This is a genomic window from Acinetobacter sp. CAU_H_78, assembly GCF_058599365.1.
In genome coordinates, this window is the sequence record NZ_CM178652.1 from 668,752 (window position 1) to 693,995 (window position 25,244).

Consider the following 25,244-nt stretch of genomic DNA (forward strand, 5'->3'; position numbering starts at 1 on the left):
TATGATGATTTTGACTGATAAAAAGCCACGTGTGAATGTTGAAGGGATTTTGACTTCGGAAGAAATCCATGAAATTGAACATCACATTGGGCATTACCCGTACCCACGTGCAGCGTGTCTTGATGCGCTGAAGTGTGTACAACGCCGTAATGGCTGGGTAGACGATGCTCAAATGAATGCCATCGCGCAAATGCTCAGCATGAGCCTTGCCGATTTGGAAGGGGTTGCAACGTTCTATAACCGTATTTACCGTCAGCCAGTGGGTCGTCACGTAATTTTACTGTGTGACTCTATTGCATGTTTCTTGATGGGTGCGGAGACTTTAGCAGAAGCATTCCAGCGTGAATTGGGTATCCAGTTCGGCCAAACCACAGCGGATGGCCGTTTTACCTTGCTTCCAATTTGCTGCCTAGGTAACTGTGACAAAGGTCCAACCCTCATGATTGATGAAGACACTCACGGTCTCGTGGAAGTGACATCAATTAAACAGTTATTGGAGAAGTATGTATGAATACCGAACCAAAACCAATTTATGGCGACGGTAACCCGGAAACGCATCCACTGACTTGGCGTCTAAGCAAACAGGCGAATGTCCGTCACGTTGATGACTACGAAGCGCTTGAAGGCTATGCAGGCTTTAAAAAAGCCCTGTCTATGACACCGAAAGAAGTGCTGGAAGTTGTAAAAGCTGCAACCGTAAAAGGTCGTGGTGGTGCAGGCTTCCCGGCAGGGATCAAATGGTCGCTGATGGCACCAAATGACAATTCAGGTCCACGTTACCTGATTTGTAATGCCGATGAGATGGAACCAGGTACCTTCAAAGACCGTCTGTTGATGGAAGATCTTCCTCACCAGTTGATCGAAGGTATGCTGATTGCAGCTTATACCCTTGAAGCAACTCAAGGTTATATCTTCATCCGTGGTGAATACATCGAAGCAGCGAAGTACCTGAACGAAGCACTTGAACAGGTTCGTGCCAAAGGTTATCTGGGTGACAACATCCTGGATTCTGGCTGGAGCTTCGAGTTACACGTACATACCGGTGCGGGTCGTTATATCTGTGGTGAAGAAACTGCATTGATTAACTCGCTTGAAGGTCGCCGTGCAAACCCGCGTACCAAACCGCCATTCCCGCAGGTTGCAGGTGCTTGGGGTCGTCCTACGATCGTGAACAACGTAGAGACCTACAACAACTTGCCAGCCATCATGTTGCGTGGTCCAGAATGGTACATCGGTTTGTCTGCAGGCAAATCGAAAGATCCGGGCACAAAAATTTATGGTGCTTCAGGTAAGGTGAAATTCCCGGGTCTATGGGAACTGCCATTCGGTACCACTGCACGTGAAGTGATTGAAGAACATGCCGGTGGTATGCGTGACGGCCTGAAGCTGAAAGCATGGTTACCCGGTGGTGCATCAACTGACTTCCTGGCTGCTGAGCATATCGATCTTCCGATGGATGCGGAAAGCATCATGAAAGCAGGTTCACGTTTAGGTACCTGTCTATTGATGGTGGTTGATGAAACCCAATGTATGGTTTCAGCGACTCGTAATCTCGAAGAATTCTTTGCGCGTGAATCATGTGGTTGGTGTACACCTTGCCGTGATGGCTTACCTTGGGCGGTGAAAGCGCTTAAAGCACTTGAAGATGGTACTGGCAAGAAAGAAGATATCGATCACTTACAAGAACTGACTCGTAAGCTTTGGATTGGTAAAACTTTCTGTGCTCACGCACCAGGTGCTATGGAACCGTTAATGGGCGCACTCAAACATTTCCGTGGCGAATTTGAAGCGAAAGTCGTAAATGCTGCCGCTCAAACCCGCAACGTAGAACAAGCTTAAGGAATTCGACTATGGCTACAATTCATGTCGATGGAAAATCGTATGAAGTCAACGGCTCGGAAAACTTGCTGCAAGCATGTTTGAGTCTTGGCATCGACATCCCATACTTTTGTTGGCATCCATCCTTAGGTTCTGTCGGTTCTTGCCGTCAATGTGCTGTGACTCAATACGCGAATCCAGAAGATACGCGTGGTCGTTTGGTCATGTCATGTATGACACCGGCTGCTGACAATACCTACATCTCGATTGAAGACAAAGAAGCGAAAGATTTCCGTGCTTCTGTTGTTGAATTCTTGATGACCAACCACCCGCACGACTGTCCAGTCTGTGAAGAGGGGGGGCACTGTCACCTGCAAGATATGACAGTAATGACTCAACACGACCGTCGTCGTTACCGTTTCACCAAACGTACGCATTACAACCAAGAACTTGGTTCATTCATTGCGCACGAGATGAACCGTTGTATCGCATGTTACCGTTGTGTTCGTTATTACAAAGACTATGCAGGCGGTACAGATTTCGGTGTATATGCAAACGCTTCTCGCGTTTATTTCGGTCGTCCGGAATCAGGCACGCTAGAATCTGAATTCTCTGGTAATCTGACTGAAGTATGTCCGACTGGTGTATTCACCGATAAGACTCACTCAGAACGCTATAACCGTAAATGGGACATGCAGTACGCACCAAGCGTATGTCATGGCTGTTCTTCAGGTTGTAACATCTCTCCAGGTGAGCGTTATGGCGAGCTTCGTCGCGTTGAAAACCGTTTCAACGGTGAAGTGAATCAATACTTCCTGTGCGATAAAGGCCGTTTCGGTACCGGTTATGTAAACCGTAAAGACCGTCCTCGTCAGCCACAGTTCCGTACTGGTACAAATGTAGAAACAGTTTCTGTTGATACAGCATTGGATACCGTAATTGCGAAAATCCAGGGCAAAAAAGTACTGGGGATCGGTTCACCACGTGCATCACTTGAAGCTAACTTCGCATTACGTGAATTAGTTGGTCAAGACAACTACTCAACCGGTATGGCTCAAAAAGAGCAAAATCTGGTTGAACTGGCTGCATCGATTATGCAAACCGAGGGTGTTTATAACCCGAACATGCGTGAGATCGAAAGCTATGATGCGGTACTGATTCTGGGTGAAGACCTGACTCAAACTGCACCACGTATGGCTTTATCTGTTCGCCAAGCTGCGAAAAATAAAGGCAAGGAAATGGCTGCAGAGCGCCGTACCCAAGAATGGCTGGCTGAACCTGTACAACGTATTGCCCAAGATGCGAAATCTCCGATTTACATTCTGGCTGCAACACAAACACGTTTGTCTGACGTTGCGGAAGGTGAAGTGGTTGCTTCTCCAAATGACATCGCACGTTTAGGCTTCGCGATTGCTGCGGGCGTGAAAGGTGAAGTCATCACTGGTATTGATGACGATGCCAAAGCATTTGCACAAACCATTGCAGATACGCTGAAAGCTGCCAAGAAACCACTGATCATCTCTGGTACAAGCCTACAAGACGCAACCATCATGGAAGCTGCTGCACAAGTCGCACAAAACCTGGGTAATGCGGGCTTGACCTTGACTGTTCCTGAAGTGAACTCAATGGGTCTGGCAATCTTCGGTGGTCAAAGCCTTGAGCAAGCATTTGCACAAGACTATGACACTGTCGTAATTGTAGAAAACGATCTATATCGTCGTTTACCAGCAGCTCAGGTTGATGCTGCGCTTGCAGGCAAACAGGTGATCGTATTGGATCACTCTGAAACTACGACTGTGAAGAAAGCCAACATCGTATTGTCTGCTGCTTCATTTGCTGAAGGTGATGGTACTGTCGTTTCTCAAGAAGGCCGTGCACAACGTTTCTACCAAGTGTATGACCCTAACTACTACAACCCGGAACTGGCAATCAAAGAATCTTGGCGCTGGTTACACGCACTGGAAACAGGCGTACAAGGCAAAGCGATTTCTTGGACGGTACTGGATGATGTCATCGAGTCAGTAGCAAGCAATGTTCCTGCACTTGAAGGTATTCTGGATGTAGCACCAGATGCAGGCTTCCGTGTCCATGGTCTGAAAGTGGCACGTGAACCACGTCGTTATTCAGGTCGTACTTCGATGCGTGCGCCATTATCTGTACATGAGCCGAAACAGCCAACCGATATCGATTCTGCATTAACATTCTCTATGGAAGGTTATGTGGGTAATGAAACACCATCTCCACTGATTCCATTTGCCTGGTCTGCAGGCTGGAACTCACCACAAGCCTGGAACAAATACCAGGATGAAGTGGGCGGTCACTTAAAAGGCGGTGATTCAGGCGTTCGTTTATTCGACCGTTTACCAAAACGTCCAGCGCGTAGTTTCGTTGCACCAGCACCTGTGCTTGTAAATGCTGAAAGCTTCCGTCTGGTACCAATGCATCACATCTTTGCATCTGGTGAGTTCACCATTAAAACTCCGGCAATGGAAACACGTATTCCTGAGGCAGTATTTGCAGTGGGCGAACAGGATGCTACACGCTTGAACCTGCAAGACGGTCAGAAGATCACTGTGAAAGCAGGCGAGACTTCAATCGTTCTTCCTGTACAAGTGATTGAATACTTACCAACAGGTTATATTGGCTACCCAATTGGTCTTGCACCAACGGTATCTCTTGCAGAGCCTGTTTCAGTCGCGGTAGGAGCGTAATTCATGGAACAAGAATTAATCCGTCAAACGCCGCTGTGGGCTGAAAACTGGCCAATCGCCTATTCAGTACTTCAAGCGATCGTGATCTTACTGGTTGTAGTACTGATCGCTGCGTTGATGTCTTTTATTGAACGTCGTTTACTCGGCTTGTGGCAAGACCGTTACGGTCCGAACCGTGTAGGTCCGGGCGGTATGTTCCAGATTGTTGCCGACATGCTGAAAATCATGTTCAAGGAAGACTGGACACCAAAATTTGCTGATAAATTGACTTTCCGTATGGCTCCAGCAGTTGCGATGGCAACTGCGGTGCTGTCGTTCATGGTTATTCCTGTATCACCTTACTTAGGTGTTGCAGACATGAGTATCGGTCTGTTGTTCTTCATGGCAATGGCAGGTATTGCGGTATATGCAGTACTGTTTGGTGGTTGGTCTTCTAACAACAAATACGCATTGCTTGGTGGTCTACGTTCAGCAGCACAAACTATTTCTTATGAAGTGTTCCTGGGTATTTCCCTGATGGGTGTAGTGGCAATTGCCGGTTCATTCAACATGCGTGAGATCGTAGAAGCACAGAAAGATGTATGGTTTATTATTCCTCAGTTCTTAGGCTTCCTGATCTTCGTGGTTGCAGGTGTTGCGGTAACTCACCGTCACCCATTTGACCAACCAGAAGCGGAACAGGAACTGGCGGAAGGTTACCACGTAGAATATGGCGGTATGAAATGGGGTATGTTCTTCGTTGCGGAATACGTAAACGTAGTACTGATCTCTGCATTGATCGTAACCCTGTTCTTCGGTGGCTGGTTAGCACCATTTGGTCTTGATTTCCTTCCACCAGCATTCTGGTTCATTATTAAAACAGCATTCTTCGTAATGATGTTTGTATTGGCGCGTGGTTCTTTAATGCGTCCACGTTATGACCAGGTGATGAACTTTGGTTGGAAAATTTGCTTGCCATTGGCGTTGGTTAACCTTTTGGTGACTGGTGCTGTGATTCTGTTGAATCAGGCCTAAGACAGCAGGGAGAACAAAATGTTTAAATTTCTAGCTGGATTCGGGTCAATCGTTCGTACGTTGTTCATGGTATTTACCCATGCAACGCGCAAACGTGACACCATTTTATATCCGGAAGTGCCAGCCGAAGAAATCGTGCCACCACGTTTCCGTGGTCGTATCGTATTAACGCGTGACCCAGATGGCGAAGAGCGTTGTGTGGCATGTAACCTGTGTGCGGTTGCATGTCCGGTAGGCTGTATTTCATTACAAAAAGCAGAACGTGAAGATGGTCGTTGGTATCCGGAATTTTTCCGTATCAACTTCTCTCGCTGTATTTTCTGCGGTATGTGTGAAGAAGCATGTCCTACGACTGCGATTCAGATGACACCAGATTTCGAATTGGGCGAATATGTTCGTCAAGACTTAGTCTACGAAAAAGAACACTTGCTGATTTCTGGTCCTGGTAAATATCCTGACTATAACTTCTACCGTGTCACCGGTATGGCAGTTGCTGGTAAGGACAAAGGTCAGGCACAGCGTGAAAGTGCACCTGTTGATGTACGGAGTCTATTACCATGATGTGGCCATTTTATTTAATGGCCCTTGTGGCCATCGTCTCTACGGTTCGTGTGGTGACTAACACGAATCCGGTACATGCTTTATTAAGCCTGATCGTTTCGCTCCTTGCTGTAGCAGGGCTGTTCCTGATCGTGGGTGCACCATTTGCGGGTGCACTTGAAGTCATCGTTTATGCTGGCGCGATCATGGTGTTATTCGTGTTCGTGGTAATGATGCTGAACCTGGGCGAACAGACTGTTGCTCAGGAACGCAAATGGTTGACTTCATCGGCTTGGGCTTATCCGGCATTGATGAGCTTCCTGATTGGTCTGATCCTGGTTTGGGTACTTAAATCAGATTACGTGCAGCCTTCAATGGTGATGGGCACAGAAATGGTCGGTCCTAAAGCGGTAGGTCAATCACTCTTTACGCAATATTTATTGTTGGTAGAAGTTGCCGCGATGTTATTGCTTGCATCACTTGTTGCAGCATTCCATTTGGGTAAACGTGAACCAGGTGCAGAAGAGGAACAACAATAATGGGCAACATCCCTTTAGAGCATGGTTTGATCGTTGCATCCATTCTTTTTGCACTGGGTTTTTACGGTGTAATGGTGCGACGCAACCTGCTATTCATTTTAATGAGCCTTGAAATCATGATGAATGCTGCTGCTTTGGCATTCGTCCTGGCGGGCAGTGCATGGGCACAGCCTGATGGTCAAATCATGTTTATCCTGATTCTGACCCTTGCTGCGGCAGAGGCATGTATCGGTCTTGCGATCGTCCTTCAGTTCTATCATCGCTTCCATCATCTGGATGTGGATGCTGCTAGTGAGATGCGCGGATGAGTTATTTATATCTAACAATTTTATTCCCGCTCATTGGCTTCGTCCTTTTAGCGGCAGGGCGTCATAAGCTTCCTGAAACAGTTGCAGCCATTATTGGTGTAGGGGCTGTGGGGTTATCGGCATTGTTTGCACTCATTGCGGGTATGGACTTTGTCAACAATGGTTCTACCGCAGTAGTACAACCTCTTTGGACCTGGTTCAATGTCGGTGGTTTTGCACCGGGCATCAGCCTGCACCTGGACGGTTTGTCTCTGTTGATGCTGGGCATGGTGACAGGCGTTGGTTTCCTGATCCACATCTTTGCATCATGGTACATGCGCGGTGAACAAGACTTCGCACGTTTCTTCTCTTACTTCAACCTGTTCGTTGCAAGCATGTTATTGCTGGTACTGGGTGACAACCTGGCGTTGTTATTCCTGGGTTGGGAAGGTGTAGGTCTGTGTTCTTACCTGCTGATTGGTTATTACTACCAAAATCCTGCAAACGGTGTGGCAGCGATCAAGGCATTTACCGTTACCCGTATTGGTGACGTATTCCTGCTGATTGCCATGTTCTTGCTGTTCCAGCAATTCGGTACGCTGAATACTCAGTACATCGTTGAAAATGCTGCGACTGTGATGACTCAAAGCTCATCATTGACTATCTGGACTGCGTTAATGCTGTTCCTGGGTGCTGCTGGTAAATCTGCACAGATTCCACTGCAAACCTGGTTGGCAGATGCGATGGCTGGTCCTACACCAGTTTCTGCATTGATCCACGCTGCAACAATGGTAACAGCGGGTGTTTACCTGTGCTGCCGTCTGTTCACAGTATTTGAACTTGCGCCTGAAGTAATGATGTTCATCTCGATTACTGGTGCAGTGACATTACTGGTAGCTGGTTTTGCTGCATTGGTACAAACAGACATCAAACGTATTCTGGCTTACTCAACTATGAGTCAGTTGGGCTACATGTTTATGGCTGTAGGTGCTGAAGCATACCAGGCGGGTCTGTTCCACATGCTGACTCACGCATTCTTCAAGGCATTATTATTCTTGTCTTCTGGTGCAGTGATTCTGGCTTACCACCACGAACAAAACATCTTCAAGATGGGCGGTCTGTTCTACAAGAACAAATTCCTGTTTGCATGTTTCGCCATTGGTGGCGGTGCATTGGCTGCAATTCCATTCATCACTGTGGGCTTCTTCTCAAAAGATGCAATCCTGGGTGCGGTATGGGTACAAGGCCAATCAATCGCAGTTTACAGCACACTTTACTGGGTGGGTGTAATCGGTGCGTTCCTGACTTCGATCTATACATTCCGTCTGATCTGGGTTGTATTCTTCGGTAAAGAAAACACACCTTACCACGCAATCAAGGGTGTAACTTACTGGGGTCCATTGGCAATTCTTGCAGTACTTTCGACTTTCGTGGGTGCGGCATTGAAAGCGCCTGTAGAAAGCATTTTAAATGCGGCTAAACTTCCTGCATTTGAAATTCCGGAAGCACTTGAACATGGCATGCATACTGCAGAATACACAGCAGTAGGTATTGCACTGGTAGGTCTTGCAATTGGTGTGGTGCTGTTTGCTTTTGCTTACAACGCTGTGAAATCTTTTGCTAAAACTTCTCTGGGTGCGGGTCTTGCCAACATCTGCCGTAATGCACTTGGTTTCGACAAGCTGTATGACATCGTTTTTGTGAAGCCTTATTTGTTCTTCGCGAAACTGTTCGGTCGTGATCCGATTGATGGCTTTTGGCTGGTGCTGCCTGCACTGGTTAAAGGTGGTCATAGCTTTACTAGTTCGCGTCAAACAGGTTCACTGCGTGAATATGCATCTAGTATGGGGCTTGGTGTCGTTGTCCTACTGATGATCTTGCTCGTGATTCAGGTAGTGGGGAAATAAAATGGAAGCTCCAAACAATATTATTTTGCCGGCTCTGATCCTCATTCCGTTCATTGCAGGTTTTATTTGCTGGTTGGTCGATAAACTCGACCAACACCTTCCGCGTTATATCGCGCTGATTGGTATGTTAGTGACGCTGGTCTTGACCATCGTCCTTTGGCAGTCGGGTACTTATAACTATGAACTTGGCGGTGCCGCTCCTACGTGGGCAGCCGAGTTTAAATTGCCTTGGATTCAAACCCTGGGCATTAACATTCACCTTGCGGTGGATGGTTTATCTTTACTGATGGTTGGCTTGACTGCACTCCTGGGTGTGCTGGCAGTAGGCTGTTCATGGGGTGAGATTCAGAAAAATGTTGGTTTCTTCCACCTGAACCTGTTATGGTCTCTGGGTGGTGTAATCGGTGTATTCCTGGCAATTGACCTGTTCCTGTTCTTCTTCTTCTGGGAGATGATGCTGGTGCCGATCTACTTCCTGATCGCACTTTGGGGTCATAAAGGGGCAGAAGGCAAGTCACGTGTATATGCTGCAACCAAGTTCTTCATTTACACACAGGTGGCTGGTTTAGTCATGCTGATTGGTATCCTCGGTCTGGTAACTGTAGGCTACACCATGACTGGTCAAATCCGTTTTGACTACAACTACCTGCTGGGTGTAGCGAACATGCTGGATACACAAGCGCCAGCAGTTGCTTACGCATTCATGATCTGTTTATTCATCGGTTTTGCGGTAAAACTTCCAGTTTTCCCATTACACGGCTGGTTACCAGATGCGCATGCACAAGCACCGACAGCGGGTTCTGTTGACCTTGCAGGTATCTTGATTAAGACAGCTGCTTACGGTCTGATCCGTTTCGTGATTCCATTCTTCCCGGCGGCTTCTGCACAGTTTGCAGACATCGCGATCATTTTCGGTTTAATCGGTATCTTCTACGGTGCTTGGTGTGCTTTCCAGCAAACCGATATGAAACGTTTACTTGCGTATACATCTATTTCACACATGGGCTTCGTTTTACTTGCGATTTATGCAGGTAACATCCTGACTTTCCAAGGTCTGATGATCATGATGCTGGCTCACGGTCTGTCATCTGCAGCGCTGTTCATTATGTGTGGTCAGGTGTACGAACGTGTTCATACACGTGATATGCGTTTGATGGGTGGTATTCGTGGTCAGTTCCCATACCTTGCATTCTTCCTGATGTTCTTCATCGCGGCGCTTGTCGGTATTCCAGGTCTAGGTAACTTCATTGGTGAGTTCCTGATCCTGATGGGTTCATTCGGTAAATTCCCAGCATTTACAATCCTCGCTGCAATCAGCCTGGTATTTGCGGGTCTGTACGGTTTGATTCTGATCCATAAAGCGTTGTTTGGTGTTCCAAACGAAGAGCAAAAACAGCACTACACAAATCCGTTAAAAGATTTAAATGCACGTGAAGTGCTAATTTTGCTGATCTGTGCATTTGGTCTAGCATGGCTTGGTCTATACCCACAAAGCTTCCTTGACGTTTCTAACTCAAGCATGGCGTGGTTAGCGAATAGCTACATTCCTGTGTCTGAAGCAGCTGATGCTGTGCAGCAAGCTGCCGTTTCAGCTGAAAATGTGGAGATCCAATAAGCCATGAACTTCACAATGTCTTTTTCTGAGCTTATGCCTTTAGCACCTGTGATGATCGTGTCATTGACTGCGATCGTTGTGATGTTGCTTACTGCAATTAAGCGTAACCATAACTTAGTTGCGACTACGACAGTCATTGGTTTAAACCTAGCGGCGTTGTACATTCTGTTCGTTCTGTTAGCGGGTCAATTTGCACCTGCTAATGTAATGAACCTGTTCCTCGTAGATCCGTTTACGATGCTGTATCAGTTTGTGATTATTGTGGCTGCACTAGCGTGTAGTACCTTGTCACATGCTTATATTGAAACCTATAAAGATAATCGTGAAGAACTGTATATCCTGATGCTGACCTCCGTTGCGGGTGCGATGCTGATGGTGGCAAGTTCTCACTATGCATCTTTCTTCATTAGCCTTGAGCTCATGTCGATCCCTGTATACGGCTTATTGGCGTATACACATCAGCGTTCTCAATCGCTTGAAGCAGGTGTGAAATATCTGGTGCTTTCAGCAACTGCATCTGCAATGTTGTTGATGGGTATGGCATATGTTTATGCATATACAGGTTCTCTAAGCTTTGTCGCTGAACCAGGCAAACTGTTAACTGCATTCAGTCAACCTGCTGTAGTAATTGGTCTGGCACTGATCGTATTCGCTGTGGGCTTTAAACTGTCACTGGCTCCATTCCACAAATGGACACCAGACGTATACGCAGGTGCTCCAGCACCAGTTGCAACTTTCCTTGCAACTGTGTCTAAAGTGGCAATGCTGGGTCTGTTCGTACGTTATGTATTGTCTTCTGGCTTAATCCTGTCAGATAGCTTCGTAACTATCATCAGCGTGATTGCAGTACTTTCCATCATTGTAGGTAACTTGCTTGCAGTGAAACAGGTGAACTTGAAACGTATCTTGGCATACTCTTCAATTGCTCACTTCGGTTACGTACTGGTTGCGATCGTATCTGCACGTAATACTGACTTTTTACAGGTTCAAGGTTTCGCGACTTTTGAAAGTGTAAACGTCTATATCATCACGTATGTATTGACTACGATTGGTGCTTTCGGTGTGGTAACGCTGATGTCTAGTCCGTATAACAATACAGATGAAGCAGGTAGCCTGGCGGAGTACCGCGGTCTGTTCTGGCGCCGTCCAGTATTGACTGCTGTATTAACTGTGATGATGCTGTCTCTAGCAGGTATTCCATTAACAGCGGGCTTCATCGGTAAGTTCCTGGTAGTGAAAACTGCGGTAGCAGGTGAGTCTTGGTTCCTTGCTGCGATGGTCATCCTGGGTTCAGGTATTGGTCTGTACTACTACCTGCGTGTGATGGTTGTCATGTATATGACTCCACCAGAAACACCACGTCTTGACGCTGTAAATCACTGGGGTCAAAAAGTCGGCGGTATCATGGTATTGCTCGTTGCATTACTGGTACTGGTGATCGGTGTTTATCCGGATCCAATCATTGCACTGTCTCGCTATGCATTCTTCGCAATGTCGCCTGAATTACAACAGTTTATTTTCACTTTGGTTCAAAGTGGTTTTAACTAATTCAGCGCAAGTTTGAAGTTATTACAAAAAAGCCTCCACGATTGGGGGCTTTTTTAGTTAAACAAATCCGGAAAAGTCTTTATAATAGCGGAAATTTATCTTTAACCTTCTAGGTGTTCTCCCGTGGCAATCCATGAAATCCGTCATCCTTTAATTCGACATAAACTCGGTTTACTGCGTCGTGCTGACATTAGTACCAAGAACTTCCGTGAGCTTGCTCAGGAAGTGACTATGCTTTTGACTTATGAAGCGACCAAGGATCTTCCTGTCGTTGAACATGAGATTGATGGCTGGAACGGACCGGTGACTGTAGACCGTATTGCAGGTAAGAAAATTACTGTTGTGCCAATTCTACGTGCAGGTATTGGTATGCTGGACGGTTTCCTGAATCTGATTCCAAGTGCCAAAGTTTCTGTACTGGGCCTGGAACGTGATGAAGAAACCCTACAGGCACGTACTTACTATAAAAAACTGGTTCCAGATGTACAAAACCGTCTTGCTATGATCATTGATCCAATGCTGGCGACTGGCTCTTCTCTGGTAGCTGCGATTGACGTATTGAAAGCTAGCGGCTGTAAAGATATTCGTGTGATGGTATTGGTTGCTGCACCTGAAGGGATTAAGCGTGTTGAAGAAGCTCATCCAGATGTGGTGATTTTCACTGCGGCGATTGATCATGGCTTGAATGAAAATGGTTACATCGTTCCAGGTTTGGGCGATGCGGGTGACAAGATTTTTGGTTCAGTTCAAAAAGACTAATATTTTTGAAAATGAACAGAAAAGGGGCTTTTACAGCCTCTTTTTTATATACTGAATACTGACAGATACAGAGTAGGGGACGTTTATGACTTCCGAGCAATACCAAGGAAAAGTAAAACAGTACAATCCAGAAAAAGGATTTGGTTTTATTTCTTCACCTGAAGGTGAGGTATTTTTTCATATCTCGGATTTCCCCACAGATTCAGGTGAGCCGAAGCGCAACGACCGGGTAAAATTCAATGTGGTTCAAAATGGTGATCGCTATAAAGCCATTAAAATTGAACGTGTAGAAGATAAATCGAAGAAAGCCAAAAAAGCCAAAGCAGTAGCAGTCAATACTTCGATTACATCAGCACTATTGTCGAATTTAAAGCGTTAATTTTTGCTTGGAAAAAACATACAAAAGGAGGCTCTAGAGCCTCTTTTTTATTCGAGTTATAAGTTTATGTAAGTTGTAGGAATCTTGTGTAATCAGAACCTTATAGAATGTTGTGAAAACAATAAAATACCCACCAAAGTTCAACAATATCCTTTAATCCCTTCCATATAAACTACGCATCTGTTGAATGATCTAGGGACACATATCATGTTTACAGATGGAAGAATTAAAACCTATGATGCTGTACGTGGGACTGGGAGTATTGAACTGTCAAATAATGCACAGGAGCTTAATTTTCAGTTAGACCAACTACCTTCACCTGAAATCGCGCCTCAAGTCGGAGAACGACTTAAATTTAGAATCATTGAAGAGCAAAATACGATTCAGCTGGAGAATATGGTACGTCTGGATATCAAGCATCAGGAAGAGTTCGTTTCTGAAGTAGTTGTATTACCATCTCTAGCTTCTACTTCTGCAATAGTCAATCCGGCACGCAATACTATTTTCTTTAGTCCCACACTCTGGTTGATTCTGGTAACAGCGATTGGATTTATAATTTTTGGAGAAATTTAAGTTAGGTTCTCATTTATTAAGATATTTGTCTCATCCTTCAAATAAAAAAAGCATCTTACGGCACTGCTGTCCCATAGTTTGCTTTAAATAAAAAAACCTGAGTCCTAACAGTTAAAATATGAGTGCAAACAAACACTTTAACGACCAGGATTCAGGTTTTGTCACATCAGAATACCGTATTTCATGAGCTAATTAAACCTGTTGTGCGACAGGATTTTGAACAACTTGCTAAAGTACACCATGTTGGACAGAAATTTAGAGCAGCTTCCCGGTGGGATCAGTTTATTGCCATATTGATGTCTCAATTCTCTTGTAGGCAAAGTCTGAGAGATATTCAATCCAATTTGGAGTGCCAACAGGAAAAGCTAAGTCATCTCGGAGCAAAGTCTATTCCCCGAAGCACGCTGGCACGAATCAATGAGCAGCAGCCTGCTGCCTTGTATCAACAGCTATTTTACAAGTTGCTTAAATACTATGAACACTCAAAAGTCGCTCATAAATTTCGCTTTAAGAATCCCTTGTATTCCTTGGATGCCAGTCATATTGACCTGTCGCTTTCCTTATGTGAATGGGCCAAAGTTCACGACTCAAAAGCCAGCATGAAACTCAGTATAGGATTGAATCACAGCAATGATATTCCTGAGTTTGTTGCAGTTGAAAATGGCAAAGAAAATGACATGGTACAAGGCCGCAAATTCCAGTTTCCTGCTGGCAGCATTGTAGTTTTTGATAAAGGCTATGTCGATTACCAATGGTATGCAAATCTGACTGCTCAAAACATTGGATTTGTCACACGTTTTAGGCCTAAATCTGTGTATCAGGTGATCCAGCAACATCCAGTGCTTGAATCCAAAGGTATTCTAAAAGATGAAACCATTCAGCTGAATAGCGCACATGCCCTAAAAAGAAAAGCCCCAGTGTTAAGAAGAATTGAATATAGAGATCAGCAAAGTGGCAAGCACTTTAGCTTTCTCAGCAATAACTTTCATTTAGCCGCCTCCACCATTGCGGCGATTTATAAAGATCGTTGGAAAGTTGAGCTGTTCTTTAAGGCGATTAAGCAGAATCTCAAATTAAAAGCGTTTCTAGGCCGCAGCAGGAACGCAATTCAGACACAAATCTGGATTGCGATGATCGCCTATTTATTGGTGAGTTTCGCTCAACATTTAGGAAAAACAGGTTGGACAGTTCAACGTTTACTCAGAATAATTCAAGTGAATTTGTTTGAAAGAAGAACTTTAAAAGCTTTATTTTCACCCGATAAAATACCCATAAAACAAGAGGAAGCTCATTTGAGCTTCCTCTTATGAAAAATTGTGGGACAGCAATGCATCTTACGGTGCTTTTTTATTTTTAGAATTTAAAACGCTTTTTGAATACAATAGTTAAAAATATCAAACAATAGAGTGAATTATGTTTTTAGAGGGGAAGATCAAGACCTATAACGAAGAACGAGGTTTTGGTTTTATTGAGATAGCGGGTGAGTCAAAAGATTTATTCTTCCATATTAAAGACTTTCCAAATAAGAATGTGCCACCAAAAGTTGGGGAAAGGTTAAAGTTTCTCAAAGTACAGGATGCAGGCAAGTTTAAAGCAGACAATATTGTGCGTTTGGATCTCAAAACGGAAACCCCTCGACATACGCCTCAGTCACGAGCATTAGAAAATAAGCCTCGTATTACTCAACGAAAACAATCTCAAGAGAAGAAAAGTAGCTTTAGCACTTACATTGGACTTCTAATTATGATTGGCTTAGCCTATGCGGTTTATAACAAATATCAGGATTGGCAAAGCAGCAGAATACAGCCAGTAGAAGTGCAACGTATAGTTGAAGAACCACAAGTACAGCAGAATTTTAGCTGTGATGGACGACAGCATTGTAGTCAAATGAGTTCATATGAAGAAGCTTTATACTTTTTAAGAAATTGTCCAAATACCAAAATGGATGGTGATGGCGATGGGATCCCATGTGAAAGCCAATTTGGACATCGGTAAATAAAAAAAAGCGCCAAAAGGCGCTTTTTTTATTGAAAGTGAAATTTATGCTTCACAGAATTTCATAAAGGCTTTAAGACCTGGTCCTTGATATTTTTGGCGGTGTACCAGCATAAATAAAGGACGGGTGAGTGACCAGAATGGAGTATTCAGAATGACCAGTTGACCTTTTTCCTGCAAAGGTTCAATCGCCAGCTTGGAAATACAGGACATCCCTAAACCACCTGCCACAATCTTCAGAATCGCTTCATTATGGCCTAATGTCAGACGGATATTGGCGTCGGGTACATCTTTTAGAATGGCATTATCAAAGACTTCACGAGTTCCTGAACCTTCTTCACGTAAAATCCATTCAACCGATTTAAAATCTTCAGCAGTGAGCGGATGGTTTAGCTGAGCCAGAGGATGATCCGGTGCACAGCACACTGCAAGTTCATCATCGCGCCAATGAATACATTGCAGTTGTGGTAAATGGCAAGAACCTTCAATCAGGGCCAAATCTAGCTGGAACTGATTTACGGCTTCGATCATCTGGCGGGTATTGCCGACCTGCAGTTGCAAGTGAGCCTGTGGCTGAATTTTCAGGAAATCTGCCATCAGGTCCGGCATCAGATAGTCGGAAATGGTCAGCGTCGCACCGAGACGAAGGTCAATGCTTTGCAGTTCACCTTTGGCTGCCTGCTCGAAAGCTTCACAGCGGCCAAGGATTTCAAGAGCTTGCGGGAGAAGAAAACGACCTAAGTCATTGAGCTGTAAACGCTTACCAAGACGGTCGAATAAAGGCGCGCCAAGACCATCTTCTAAATCTGCTAAAGCCATACTCGCCGCACTTTGGGTGAGTTTGACTGCATCACTGGCTTTGGTGACGGTGCCTTCTTGAGCAACTGCTACAAAAACAGCCAACTGGCGTAAAGTCATGCGCATGAATAGAGCCTTAACATTTAAAAAATATTAATAAATTATGCTGTCATGCTACCATGAGCATAGTCTTTGATGCCACGTTTGAATCATGTCTATTGAAAAATTTAGCTTAGAAAAGGTTTTATCTGTACACCGTTGGACCAATACGCTGTTTAGTTTCACCATGACCAGACCTGCGCATTTCAAGTTTACGGCAGGACAGTTTGCGCGTATTGGCTTGAAAGTGGGGGATGAACTGGTCGTTCGGGCATATTCAGTCGTGTCATCACCATTTGATGAAACGCTGGAATTTTTTTCGATTGTGGTTCCTGAAGGGAAATTTACTTCGAATTTACAACATCTTAAAGTAGGTGATGAACTCTACTTAGAGAAAATTCCCTATGGCTATCTGACTCTGGCGCGTTATCAATTGCCATTGCCACAAGATTTATGGCTGCTTGGCACTGGTACAGGTCTGGCACCATTTTTATCCATGCTGCAAGACTTTGAGACCTGGAATAAATATAAACATATTAACCTGGTTTATAGCGTCCGTACGCAAGACGAACTGGCTTATGTCGACCGTATTCAGGAAATTGCCGAGAGCTTTGGCGAAGGTCATACAGGTTTTAAATTTATTCCAATTATTACCCGTGATCCTGAAGCAGCACTTCACCATCGTTTACCGATCTTGATTGAAAATGGGGAACTTGAACGGGTAGCAGGACTCCAGCTTAATCCTGAAACCAGTCATGTGATGCTCTGTGGTAACCCGGAAATGGTCGAAGATACCAAAGAAGCGCTAAAAGCACGTGGTCTGACCATGAACCGCCGTGGTGAAGGAAATATTGCGGTAGAGAATTATTGGTAATTCCTTTAGAGTTCCTCCCTTTCTAAAAGGGAGGTTAGGAGGGATTGAAGTTAGATTATTTGTCAGTTCTTGAATCCTCCCCAACCCCTCCTTTGCAAAGGAGGGGCTTTTACCTCTCCCTTGCGCAGCAGTGCTGCTCATCGCTTAAAAGGAAAGGGAGTTACATCCTTCTTTAAATTAGAAATGGATTAAAACTGAAAATATTTTCAAGTTAAAAAGAATCCCCCTAAATCTCCCTTTGTTAAAGGGGGACTTTTATTTTTTTAGGTACAAAAAAACCTCCGTCATGGAGGTTTTTTTCATACTGTCATATTAGTGAACAAACATATCCATAAAGTCACGGATTTCCTGAATGGCAGTATCTGTATCGGTCGTTAACCAGGTCGGCTCAAAGAAACCGGCATAATGTTCGATTCGATCCGCAGGCACAACTAAACGTACCGGACAATCTTCTTCCAGTAGGCGCCATGGAATAATCGGAACGTCATTATCTAGCCAGGCCGCAACATTCCGTACATCAATGACCATGGCATTAATGCAGTCCGGAAAAGGCATCACCGACATTTCTTCAGTACGGCGGCGGAAATATTCCAGATCCTGCCAGCGTAGCATAAAGCTCGGTTTGCTAAATTCAATGATTCCAATCAGATGCTGATCACGAGTGTAGTGCAAAGCACATTGATGTGTGACGTCAGTGTCAAGATCAAGCGATACACTCTGTTGACGATACGCCATAAAACTCGGGTGCATGAAAAATAAGGTGGATAATTATAACGTATTTTGCGCAAAGTAGCAGGTATATTGAAAAACGGTATTTTTACAGCATGTTTTAGCCCACTTAAAATGTGCTTAAAATTTAATAAAATCATAGTGGTATATTATTTATTTTATAGACGATTTAATTCCTGATAAATCAGCTAAAAACCGCCAGCATCAACTGTCTGGGAAGAGATTATCTAACCATAAAAGCATAGTATATTCAGGCCAGAAAATACCTCTTTTTGAAACTAATACCAAGTTCATCAGACTCATACATATAACTTACATCCATTCACTATCTCACCATCTTTTGTCACAGAAGCTGTGATAACTGCTTGTTATGATAAAAATCTACTTATGAATAAGAAAGAGTGAGAATGGTCATGGTTGATGATTTTAATAAAAAACCACCTTTACATGATCAGGCAGCAATTACGCAGAAGAAGCGCATTCCTGTCTATATCCTGATTTTGGTCGGTATCTTTTTACTGGCAGTCCTGTTCTATATGTTTGCAGATATGAAGCCAGATGCGCCTGCGACCCAGCCTAATACACCAGTACCAGCGACTGAAGCCCCTGCCAATAATGCTAGTCCGGCGACTACTCCAGGCGGTGAAAGCAATGAAGCAATGGCTACCGCAGATGATGCGATGACAGAAGCAACAGCCACTGTAGGCGAAATGTCACAAGATATAGCAGAAGCTACTGCAACTGATGTTCAACAGGCCACCCAATAATTGGAATTATTAAAAAAATCTCTGGTTCATGACTAGGGCTTTTTTGCAATAGGTGGTGATGTTTTTCAAAGTTCTGTATCTCCAGGCAAGCTAAGCACAGGAAGTCTAAGCTTTATAAGCAATCGGAAAGAGCTGAAGATTTCAAAAATAAGCTCGTGAATTCAGATAAATAGCGTAATAACAAAGAGGGCAGAAAACATGAATGATTATATGAGAGGCCCACGTGGTGGCTATGATGCCATGTACTACTGGGATCAGTTTCATCCAATTCTTAGTGCAATTGCCATATTAGTCCTAGGTTGGATTATTGCATTACTCGTCTCGGCAGGTGTTAAAAAAATCTTGCAAAAACTAGGGACCAATACACACTTAAATGCAGCGACAGGACATCGCTCTAATGTCGAGAGTATTATCGCTCGTGTTGTGTTCTGGATTATTCTGATTATTGCAGTCATCGGTGCGCTTAACGTACTGAATCTGACAGCAGTGAGTGGACCGTTCAGTAATATGATCCAGCAGGTCCTGCTCTTTATTCCACAATTGCTGGCGGCTGTTGCTGTAGCCTTTATTGGATGGATTGTGGCGAATCTGGTCAAAGTCGGCTTGCAAAAAATGCTTGATCGCACCCAGCTGGATGAAAAGCTGAGTGCTGAAGTCGGTGTCAGCCCGATTAGCCAAAATATCAGTGAAATTGTTTACTGGCTGATTTTACTGCTGTTCTTGCCAATTGTCTTGTCGATTCTAGGTCTACATGGTTTATTACTGCCTGTGCAGAACATGCTGACGGATGTCGTAAGTTATCTGCCTAATATCTTCATTGCTGCAGTTATTGTATTTGTCGGATACATTCTGGCAAAAATCGTTCGCGGTATAGTTGAAGGTTTGCTCAACAGCCTGAATATTCAACATCAAGCTGAAAAAGTCGGCATTTTCAAAAACTCGAATGTCGCTCAACTGATTGGTTCATTCATCTTTGCAGTCGTAATTATTACGTCATTAATCATTGCATTTGAAGCACTGGGTATTGAAGCAATTTCTCAACCAGCAACTGCAATGCTGTATGAGATCATGAATGCCATTCCAAATATCATTGCAGCTGCACTGATTCTGATTCTGGCTTATGTGGTGTCTAGACTGGTAGCACGTCTGGTGACTGAAGTCGTTGCCGGAACAGGCATAGATGAGGTTCCAGCCAAACTGGATCTACAACGCTTCTTGGGCAAAACCAAACTATCAAGTCTGGTGGGTTACCTGATTGTACTGTTTACCATGCTATTTGCAGTTTCTGAAGCTGCGGACCGTTTAGGCTTTGAACAGGTGAGTGGCCTGATTGCGATGTTCATCTACTTCGGTGCAAACATCCTGCTAGGTGCTGTGATCCTGGTGATCGGCTTCTGGCTGGCCAATGTGGTTGCCAACATTGTGCAACGTGGTGAATACAACAGTTCACGCTGGTTAGCGAACCTGGTTCGTGTACTGATCATGGGTCTGGTCATTGCGATGGGTCTACGTGCCATGGGCATTGCTGACTCGATTGTGAATCTGGCGTTCGGTTTAACTTTGGGTGCGGTTGCAGTAGCATTTGCCTTGGCCTTTGGTCTCGGTGGCCGTCAACCAGCAGAACGTGTACTGACTGATTTGATCGATAAAGCTAAACGAGAAGCTAAAGAACCGAATCCTTTGAAAAATGAAACCAATATCATGACTTCAGGCTTAGGTGCTGATGTCAGTGGTACTACAGGTGCAGGCAGTTCAACGACAGGAGAAAATATTGTGCCGAATCAAGATCAATCACAAGATGACAATGCGCCAATGCGTACCAATTTATCCAATAGTACGCCAGCAACATTGACCACTGCACCACAGGATGATGAAGCTTCAGGTGTAGATCAGGTGACACCAGATGTCGATCAGGCTGTACCGGATTCGCTTCAAGTTGATCCAACTCATCCACCAGCAAATAATCCATTTGGTTCTACAGGTGAAGAAGAACCGGATGTCGATAGTCATCCAAAAAAAGATGACCCGAATTAACCTGTTCTATTTAAACAAAATCGGCCACGCTTGAGTGGTCGATTTTTTTAATTCTGAGGAAATCTGAATGAATGCCAAGAAACCGAATAATCTGTTAGCACCCTTAGTGATAGCAGGCATTACCATTGGCTTTTTCACGGCTGCTTATCGATTTGTCTTTGTGAAAAGCAAACAGGATGAGCAGGCTGAAAAAGAGCTGGATAAGAAAATACCTGATCCAGACGAATTTAACTAAGCCAGAATACTGCTCAGTCACTACACATAGAATTTCTTTTTTTTAAAATATAGAATATTCAAGTGAATACTAAAATGATTTTGGTATTTTTCTTGCATTAAAAATATAAAGAAAAAGGAGATCAATAAGATGTGGAAAACATTGCAGCATAAATTCATGGCGCCTATGGCAGGTCAAGTACCCTTACATCTGCAGGAAGCGGCTCAGAAAATGCAACTGACGATTGACCGTTTAGAAAATACGGCCAATCTCAGCCTGTTTAAAACGGATTATCTGGAATAAGCGTAGTATTTTCTTTTCCTAGATCATCTTTGTATTAAACATATTCCGATGCGGCATGTGCTGATGACCATGCCCATTGGAAGTTAAAACCTCCCAAATGACCAGTCACATCCAGTATCTCACCCACAAAATACAAGCCTTTCTGCTTTTTGCTTTCCATTGTTTTAGATGAAACTTCGGTTGTATCTACGCCGCCCAAAGTCACCTCGGCTGTACGGTAACCTTCAGTTCCAGAAGGCTTCAGTTCAAAGCCACTTAAACGTTTGGCAATCTGTTCCAGTTTGTCATCACTGATATTGCCAATGGATGTTTCAGCTACTTCAGTCCAGATCAGATTCTGTAATTCTAGTACTACACTTTTCGGTAAATGTTCGGTCAATAGTGTACGTAGCAAAACCTTAGGTTGGCTCTGTTTTTTAGCTTTAAAGAAATCAAACAGGTCGATACTTGGCAGAAAGTCGACCTTAAAGCTTTGGCCAACATCCCAGTAATTTGACAGTTGTAGCGAGCTAGGACCGCTCAGACCACGATGGGTAAACAGCAGGGCTTCAGTAAAACTGTTTAGGTCATTAGACAGCGTGGCTTCAACTGCATTACCGCTCAGACGGGTGGTGATTTCCTTGAAACTATCCGAGAAAGTAAACGGCACCAGACCGGCACGGGTTGGATAGACATGATGTCCAAACTGTTTGGCTATCTCATAGCCGATACCTGAACCGCCTAAGGTTGGAATAGACAGGCCACCTGAAGCAACCACAACCGATTCCACTTCAAAATATCCTAAAGAAGTGGCTACCTGAAATCCTTGATCGTCCACAGTATTGACGGCTTTCACTTCGCAATTAGTTTTGATCTCGACCAGACCGGTCTTGTCACATTCGGACAGCAACATCGCCAGAATTTCTTTGGCACCATTTAAGGTAAATAGCTGTCCATGTTTACGTTCTTCATACTCGATGCCATATTCGCAGACCAAGCCAATAAAATCCCAATTGGTATAGCGGCTCAGTGCTGAAATCACAAAATGCGGATTGTGCGAGATGAAATTTTCAGGTTCGACATAGAGGTTGGTGAAATTGCATTTGCCACCACCGGACATCAGGATTTTCTTACCCACCTTATTGGCTTTTTCAACGACTACGACTTTACGACCACGTTGTGCTGCCATATAGGCCGTCATTAAACCTGATGCACCTGCACCTATGACCAAAACATCGTATTGCTGAACAGACATGACACACTCAAGGGAGAAGAAAGGGGAGCATTATAGACAATTTTATTTCAGCTTTGTCTATTCCTGAAGGGCGCTGCCCGAATTACAACGTATTAGCGAATATTTATCATAAATAATTTGAAGCAGCTGGTGGATTCATGCATAGTTTTGTCATGCCTAAAAAATAATCACAATGAAAGGAATAATCTATGACGGATACAGCAGCATACAAACAATATAATCTGATCAGCTATATTCTTCATCTACTGGGTTTTTTCCTGGGAATAACCCCATTAATCGCTATTATCATGAATTATATTAAACGTGATGAAATGCGGGGCACCTGGCTAGAAAGTCATGTGGACTGGCAGATTAAAACTTTCTGGTTCAGCTTGCTGGGTTATATTCTGGGTGGGCTGCTCACCGTAATTCTGATCGGTTTTGTGATTATTTTTCTGGTCTTTGTCTGGCATGTCTATCGACTGGTCAAAGGGCTGATTGCACTCAATGAAAATAATCCGATAGGCATTTAAGTTTCGATCAGAACTTTAAGCGAGTTAAATATTTCGACCTTGTAGTCCACCGGTATGCAGGATCAGCAGTTTTTTTTCTGCTGGGAAATAACCTGTTTTAATCAGGTCAGAAATTCCCAACAGCATTTTTCCCGTATAAATCTGCTCTAAGGGAATATCATATTCAGCTTCAAAGTGCTGTATAAACTGGATCAGTTCAGGAGTGGTTTTGGCATAACCACCGCAACAATAATCATCGAGAATGGACCAGTTTCTTTTCGTGGTCAGCTTAGCCACCTCCTCATTCAGGAAGTCGCCTTTTAAGGCAGAAAATCCTAATACCTGTTGCTGAGGATGGCTGGCTTCAATCAAACCTGTAATCGTACCACCCGTGCCTACAGCACAGCAGATGACGTCAAACTGTGCATCGCCATCTTTTAGAATCTCCTGACATCCCCGAATCGCCAATGCATTAGTACCACCTTCAGGAATGATGTAATGTGCAGGGAACTTTTGTGCTAATGCTTCTAAATAATCAGCGTCCTGTTTACGTCGATATTCTTCACGACTCACAAAATGCAGTTGCATGCCGAATTGTCGTGCCAACGTTAAAGTAGGATTTAAAGGCTGATGGGCCAGTTCCTCACCCCGAATAATACCGGCACTCTCAAAGCCAAACTGCCGGGCTGCAAACGCCGTTGCGGCAATATGATTGGAATAAGCGCCACCAAAAGTCAGCAGCTTTTTAAAGCCAAGTTGCTGTGCTTCCAGAAAATTGTATTTCAGTTTAAAAAATTTATTGCCTGATATTTGCGGATGTACTAGATCCAGACGGCGTATGGTTACAAGCCTGTCTTTCAGCCAGATGCGCTGGTCTGGAATATGCTGGGCAATTTTTTCAAACATGGTATTTTCATAAGCTAAGAATGAGCAAATTATAGCGAAATAGAATCAGCAGGATGGCAGAATCATGAGCTCCTTAAACTAAGAATAAAATTTCGTAGATTGTCACAATTCATATGCTGAAAATTTAAACAAATTTGCTAATCTGAATCTGATAGGGAACTTAGAGGAGGATAGAATAATGAAAATACTATCCTGTGCGATTTTAAGTGGATTGCTCTTAGTAGGCTTATCTGGCTGTGATGACCCGCTGAATAAACCTAAAACTGATACACGAAGCATGATCATTGGCGGAGTGCCGGTGCATGACCATGATTATAAGATGCTTGATTCATCTCTCACCGCTCAAGACCAACTGAAGAAATAGCCGGATTTCGCACAAATATTGCATCATTTGTGTAGAAATATTAAAGCAAAATAAATTATTTTTACTTAAAATAAGCCATTCATTTTAAGTTTGGATGGTCACGTGGAATCATTTTGGATTTTAGGTTCAATTGCCTTTGCCCTCATGTTAGGTGCAATGAGCCCAGGACCGACTTCTATTTATGTAGCGAAAAATTCAATTGCGATCTCACGTAAGCATGGTTTATTTACAGCTTTAGGTACCGGAACAGGGGCGGCTATTTTTGGCCTACTTGCAGTCCTAGGTTTACAGGCATTCTTGCTGGCTGTGCCGTCTGCCTATCTGGCTCTTAAAATTTGTGGTGGTTTATATCTGCTCTGGTTGGCTTTTAAAATTATCAAGCATGCCAAAGAACCGATCGATGCAGGCGATGACAGTCAAACTCAGATGTCCTTACGTCGTGCCTATATGACAGGTTTGATTACCCAATTATCTAACCCAAAAATTGCCATTGTATTGGCCAGTATTTTTACTGCTCTTTTACCAAAAGAAATTCCAACTTACTTTTACTTTGTATTGCCGGTTTTATGTTTCTTTATTGATGCGGGCTGGTGTTCACTGGTGGCCGTTGCACTTTCTGCTGAAAAGCCACGTCGAGTATATTTGAAGTTTAAAGCTGGCTTTGACCGTGCAGCAGGGGCGGTTATGACCGTACTTGGCTTAAAGCTGATCTTCGGGATGAAGTAATTTTCCAATTATCGCAGACT

General features: G+C 43.9%; 27 protein-coding genes. 23 read left to right on the forward strand and 4 right to left on the reverse strand.

Going from position 1 to position 25,244, the window contains the following annotated elements; translation table 11 throughout:
• Position 1: 1 nt before the first annotated feature.
• From nuoE to AC4MCD_RS03350, 15 genes are all read left to right on the forward strand, one after another.
• A complete protein-coding gene (gene nuoE, locus AC4MCD_RS03280) occupies positions 2–511 on the forward strand; it encodes an NADH-quinone oxidoreductase subunit NuoE (protein ID WP_004785086.1) in 510 nt (169 codons plus the stop codon).
• Positions 508–1,839, forward strand: a complete 1,332-nt coding sequence (gene nuoF / locus AC4MCD_RS03285) for an NADH-quinone oxidoreductase subunit NuoF (protein WP_004785084.1) — start codon at positions 508–510, stop codon at positions 1,837–1,839. Before nuoE ends, nuoF begins: the two co-directional genes overlap by 4 nt.
• Before the next feature lie 11 nt (positions 1,840–1,850).
• A complete protein-coding gene (nuoG, locus tag AC4MCD_RS03290; protein ID WP_419375237.1) occupies positions 1,851–4,529 on the forward strand; it encodes an NADH-quinone oxidoreductase subunit NuoG in 2,679 nt (892 codons plus the stop codon).
• A 3-nt stretch (positions 4,530–4,532) separates the two neighbouring features.
• Entirely contained in the window at positions 4,533–5,543 is a 1,011-nt protein-coding gene (nuoH, locus tag AC4MCD_RS03295) for an NADH-quinone oxidoreductase subunit NuoH (protein WP_004785081.1), read from the forward strand.
• Positions 5,544–5,561: 18 nt separating this feature from the next.
• Positions 5,562–6,104, forward strand: coding sequence for an NADH-quinone oxidoreductase subunit NuoI (gene nuoI / locus AC4MCD_RS03300; RefSeq protein WP_004785079.1), 543 nt, complete (start codon positions 5,562–5,564; stop codon positions 6,102–6,104).
• Positions 6,104–6,622, forward strand: coding sequence for an NADH-quinone oxidoreductase subunit J (nuoJ, locus tag AC4MCD_RS03305; RefSeq protein ID WP_171056685.1), 519 nt, complete (start codon positions 6,104–6,106; stop codon positions 6,620–6,622). Before nuoI ends, nuoJ begins: the two co-directional genes overlap by 1 nt.
• Positions 6,622–6,930 carry an NADH-quinone oxidoreductase subunit NuoK gene (nuoK, locus tag AC4MCD_RS03310; protein ID WP_004280769.1) on the forward strand — a complete coding sequence of 103 codons (309 nt, stop codon included), beginning with the start codon at positions 6,622–6,624 and terminating at the stop codon, positions 6,928–6,930. The genes nuoJ and nuoK overlap by 1 nt, the downstream gene beginning before the upstream one ends.
• Positions 6,927–8,816 (forward strand): NADH-quinone oxidoreductase subunit L, encoded by a 1,890-nt coding sequence (gene nuoL / locus AC4MCD_RS03315; protein WP_180105232.1) that lies wholly within the window; start codon positions 6,927–6,929, stop codon positions 8,814–8,816. Before nuoK ends, nuoL begins: the two co-directional genes overlap by 4 nt.
• 1 nt (position 8,817) lies before the next feature.
• Positions 8,818–10,431, forward strand: coding sequence for an NADH-quinone oxidoreductase subunit M (gene nuoM / locus AC4MCD_RS03320; protein ID WP_419375236.1), 1,614 nt, complete (start codon positions 8,818–8,820; stop codon positions 10,429–10,431).
• A 3-nt stretch (positions 10,432–10,434) separates the two neighbouring features.
• Complete coding sequence (gene nuoN, locus AC4MCD_RS03325) at positions 10,435–11,979, forward strand: NADH-quinone oxidoreductase subunit NuoN (protein WP_004785070.1); 1,545 nt, start codon at positions 10,435–10,437, stop codon at positions 11,977–11,979.
• A 123-nt stretch (positions 11,980–12,102) separates the two neighbouring features.
• Complete coding sequence (upp, locus tag AC4MCD_RS03330) at positions 12,103–12,738, forward strand: uracil phosphoribosyltransferase (protein ID WP_004785068.1); 636 nt, start codon at positions 12,103–12,105, stop codon at positions 12,736–12,738.
• A gap of 85 nt (positions 12,739–12,823) precedes the next feature.
• Positions 12,824–13,117, forward strand: coding sequence for a cold shock domain-containing protein (locus tag AC4MCD_RS03335; RefSeq protein WP_419364623.1), 294 nt, complete (start codon positions 12,824–12,826; stop codon positions 13,115–13,117).
• Positions 13,118–13,324: 207 nt separating this feature from the next.
• Positions 13,325–13,690, forward strand: coding sequence for a hypothetical protein (locus AC4MCD_RS03340; protein ID WP_419375235.1), 366 nt, complete (start codon positions 13,325–13,327; stop codon positions 13,688–13,690).
• Positions 13,691–13,848: 158 nt separating this feature from the next.
• Positions 13,849–15,000: an IS4-like element ISAbe18 family transposase gene (locus tag AC4MCD_RS03345; RefSeq protein WP_058951619.1), complete on the forward strand. Its 1,152-nt coding sequence runs from the start codon at positions 13,849–13,851 to the stop codon at positions 14,998–15,000.
• A gap of 103 nt (positions 15,001–15,103) precedes the next feature.
• A complete protein-coding gene (locus AC4MCD_RS03350; protein ID WP_180159266.1) occupies positions 15,104–15,685 on the forward strand; it encodes a cold shock domain-containing protein in 582 nt (193 codons plus the stop codon).
• Between the two features lie 45 nt (positions 15,686–15,730).
• Here AC4MCD_RS03350 and gigC read toward each other — a convergent pair whose 3' ends face one another.
• Positions 15,731–16,609: a LysR family transcriptional regulator GigC gene (gigC, locus tag AC4MCD_RS03355; RefSeq protein WP_180070824.1), complete on the reverse strand. Its 879-nt coding sequence runs from the start codon at positions 16,607–16,609 to the stop codon at positions 15,731–15,733.
• An 85-nt stretch (positions 16,610–16,694) separates the two neighbouring features.
• Between gigC and AC4MCD_RS03360 the strand changes: the two genes are divergently transcribed.
• Positions 16,695–17,456 carry a ferredoxin--NADP reductase gene (locus tag AC4MCD_RS03360; RefSeq protein WP_491876577.1) on the forward strand — a complete coding sequence of 254 codons (762 nt, stop codon included), beginning with the start codon at positions 16,695–16,697 and terminating at the stop codon, positions 17,454–17,456.
• Positions 17,457–17,768: 312 nt separating this feature from the next.
• Here AC4MCD_RS03360 and AC4MCD_RS03365 read toward each other — a convergent pair whose 3' ends face one another.
• Entirely contained in the window at positions 17,769–18,191 is a 423-nt protein-coding gene (locus tag AC4MCD_RS03365; RefSeq protein ID WP_005237048.1) for a hypothetical protein, read from the reverse strand.
• A gap of 407 nt (positions 18,192–18,598) precedes the next feature.
• On the opposite strand from AC4MCD_RS03365, the gene AC4MCD_RS03370 reads away from it, so the two are divergent.
• The 4 genes from AC4MCD_RS03370 to AC4MCD_RS03385 all read left to right on the forward strand — a co-directional run bounded on the left by AC4MCD_RS03370 (position 18,599) and on the right by AC4MCD_RS03385 (position 21,503).
• Entirely contained in the window at positions 18,599–18,952 is a 354-nt protein-coding gene (locus AC4MCD_RS03370; RefSeq protein ID WP_491876578.1) for a hypothetical protein, read from the forward strand.
• Between the two features lie 198 nt (positions 18,953–19,150).
• Positions 19,151–20,986 (forward strand): mechanosensitive ion channel, encoded by a 1,836-nt coding sequence (locus tag AC4MCD_RS03375; RefSeq protein ID WP_419374736.1) that lies wholly within the window; start codon positions 19,151–19,153, stop codon positions 20,984–20,986.
• Positions 20,987–21,053: 67 nt separating this feature from the next.
• Positions 21,054–21,221 carry a hypothetical protein gene (locus AC4MCD_RS03380; protein WP_179992650.1) on the forward strand — a complete coding sequence of 56 codons (168 nt, stop codon included), beginning with the start codon at positions 21,054–21,056 and terminating at the stop codon, positions 21,219–21,221.
• 129 nt (positions 21,222–21,350) lie between these two features.
• Positions 21,351–21,503 (forward strand): hypothetical protein, encoded by a 153-nt coding sequence (locus tag AC4MCD_RS03385; RefSeq protein ID WP_491876579.1) that lies wholly within the window; start codon positions 21,351–21,353, stop codon positions 21,501–21,503.
• A 34-nt stretch (positions 21,504–21,537) separates the two neighbouring features.
• On the opposite strand, the gene AC4MCD_RS03390 is transcribed toward AC4MCD_RS03385, so the two are convergent.
• The gene (locus tag AC4MCD_RS03390; RefSeq protein ID WP_491876580.1) at positions 21,538–22,737 is read right to left on the reverse strand and encodes a BaiN/RdsA family NAD(P)/FAD-dependent oxidoreductase; all 1,200 of its coding nucleotides are present in this window, start codon (positions 22,735–22,737) and stop codon (positions 21,538–21,540) included.
• A gap of 188 nt (positions 22,738–22,925) precedes the next feature.
• Between AC4MCD_RS03390 and AC4MCD_RS03395 the strand changes: the two genes are divergently transcribed.
• Entirely contained in the window at positions 22,926–23,249 is a 324-nt protein-coding gene (locus AC4MCD_RS03395) for a DUF4870 family protein (RefSeq protein ID WP_004785040.1), read from the forward strand.
• A gap of 24 nt (positions 23,250–23,273) precedes the next feature.
• On the opposite strand, the gene AC4MCD_RS03400 is transcribed toward AC4MCD_RS03395, so the two are convergent.
• Positions 23,274–24,134: a 1-aminocyclopropane-1-carboxylate deaminase/D-cysteine desulfhydrase gene (locus tag AC4MCD_RS03400; RefSeq protein ID WP_419374738.1), complete on the reverse strand. Its 861-nt coding sequence runs from the start codon at positions 24,132–24,134 to the stop codon at positions 23,274–23,276.
• Between the two features lie 178 nt (positions 24,135–24,312).
• On the opposite strand from AC4MCD_RS03400, the gene AC4MCD_RS03405 reads away from it, so the two are divergent.
• Together AC4MCD_RS03405 and AC4MCD_RS03410 are read left to right on the forward strand one after the other, a co-directional pair.
• A complete protein-coding gene (locus AC4MCD_RS03405; protein WP_419364608.1) occupies positions 24,313–24,498 on the forward strand; it encodes an NF038215 family lipoprotein in 186 nt (61 codons plus the stop codon).
• 102 nt (positions 24,499–24,600) lie between these two features.
• Entirely contained in the window at positions 24,601–25,224 is a 624-nt protein-coding gene (locus AC4MCD_RS03410; protein ID WP_004785033.1) for a LysE family translocator, read from the forward strand.
• Positions 25,225–25,244: the final 20 nt, after the last annotated feature.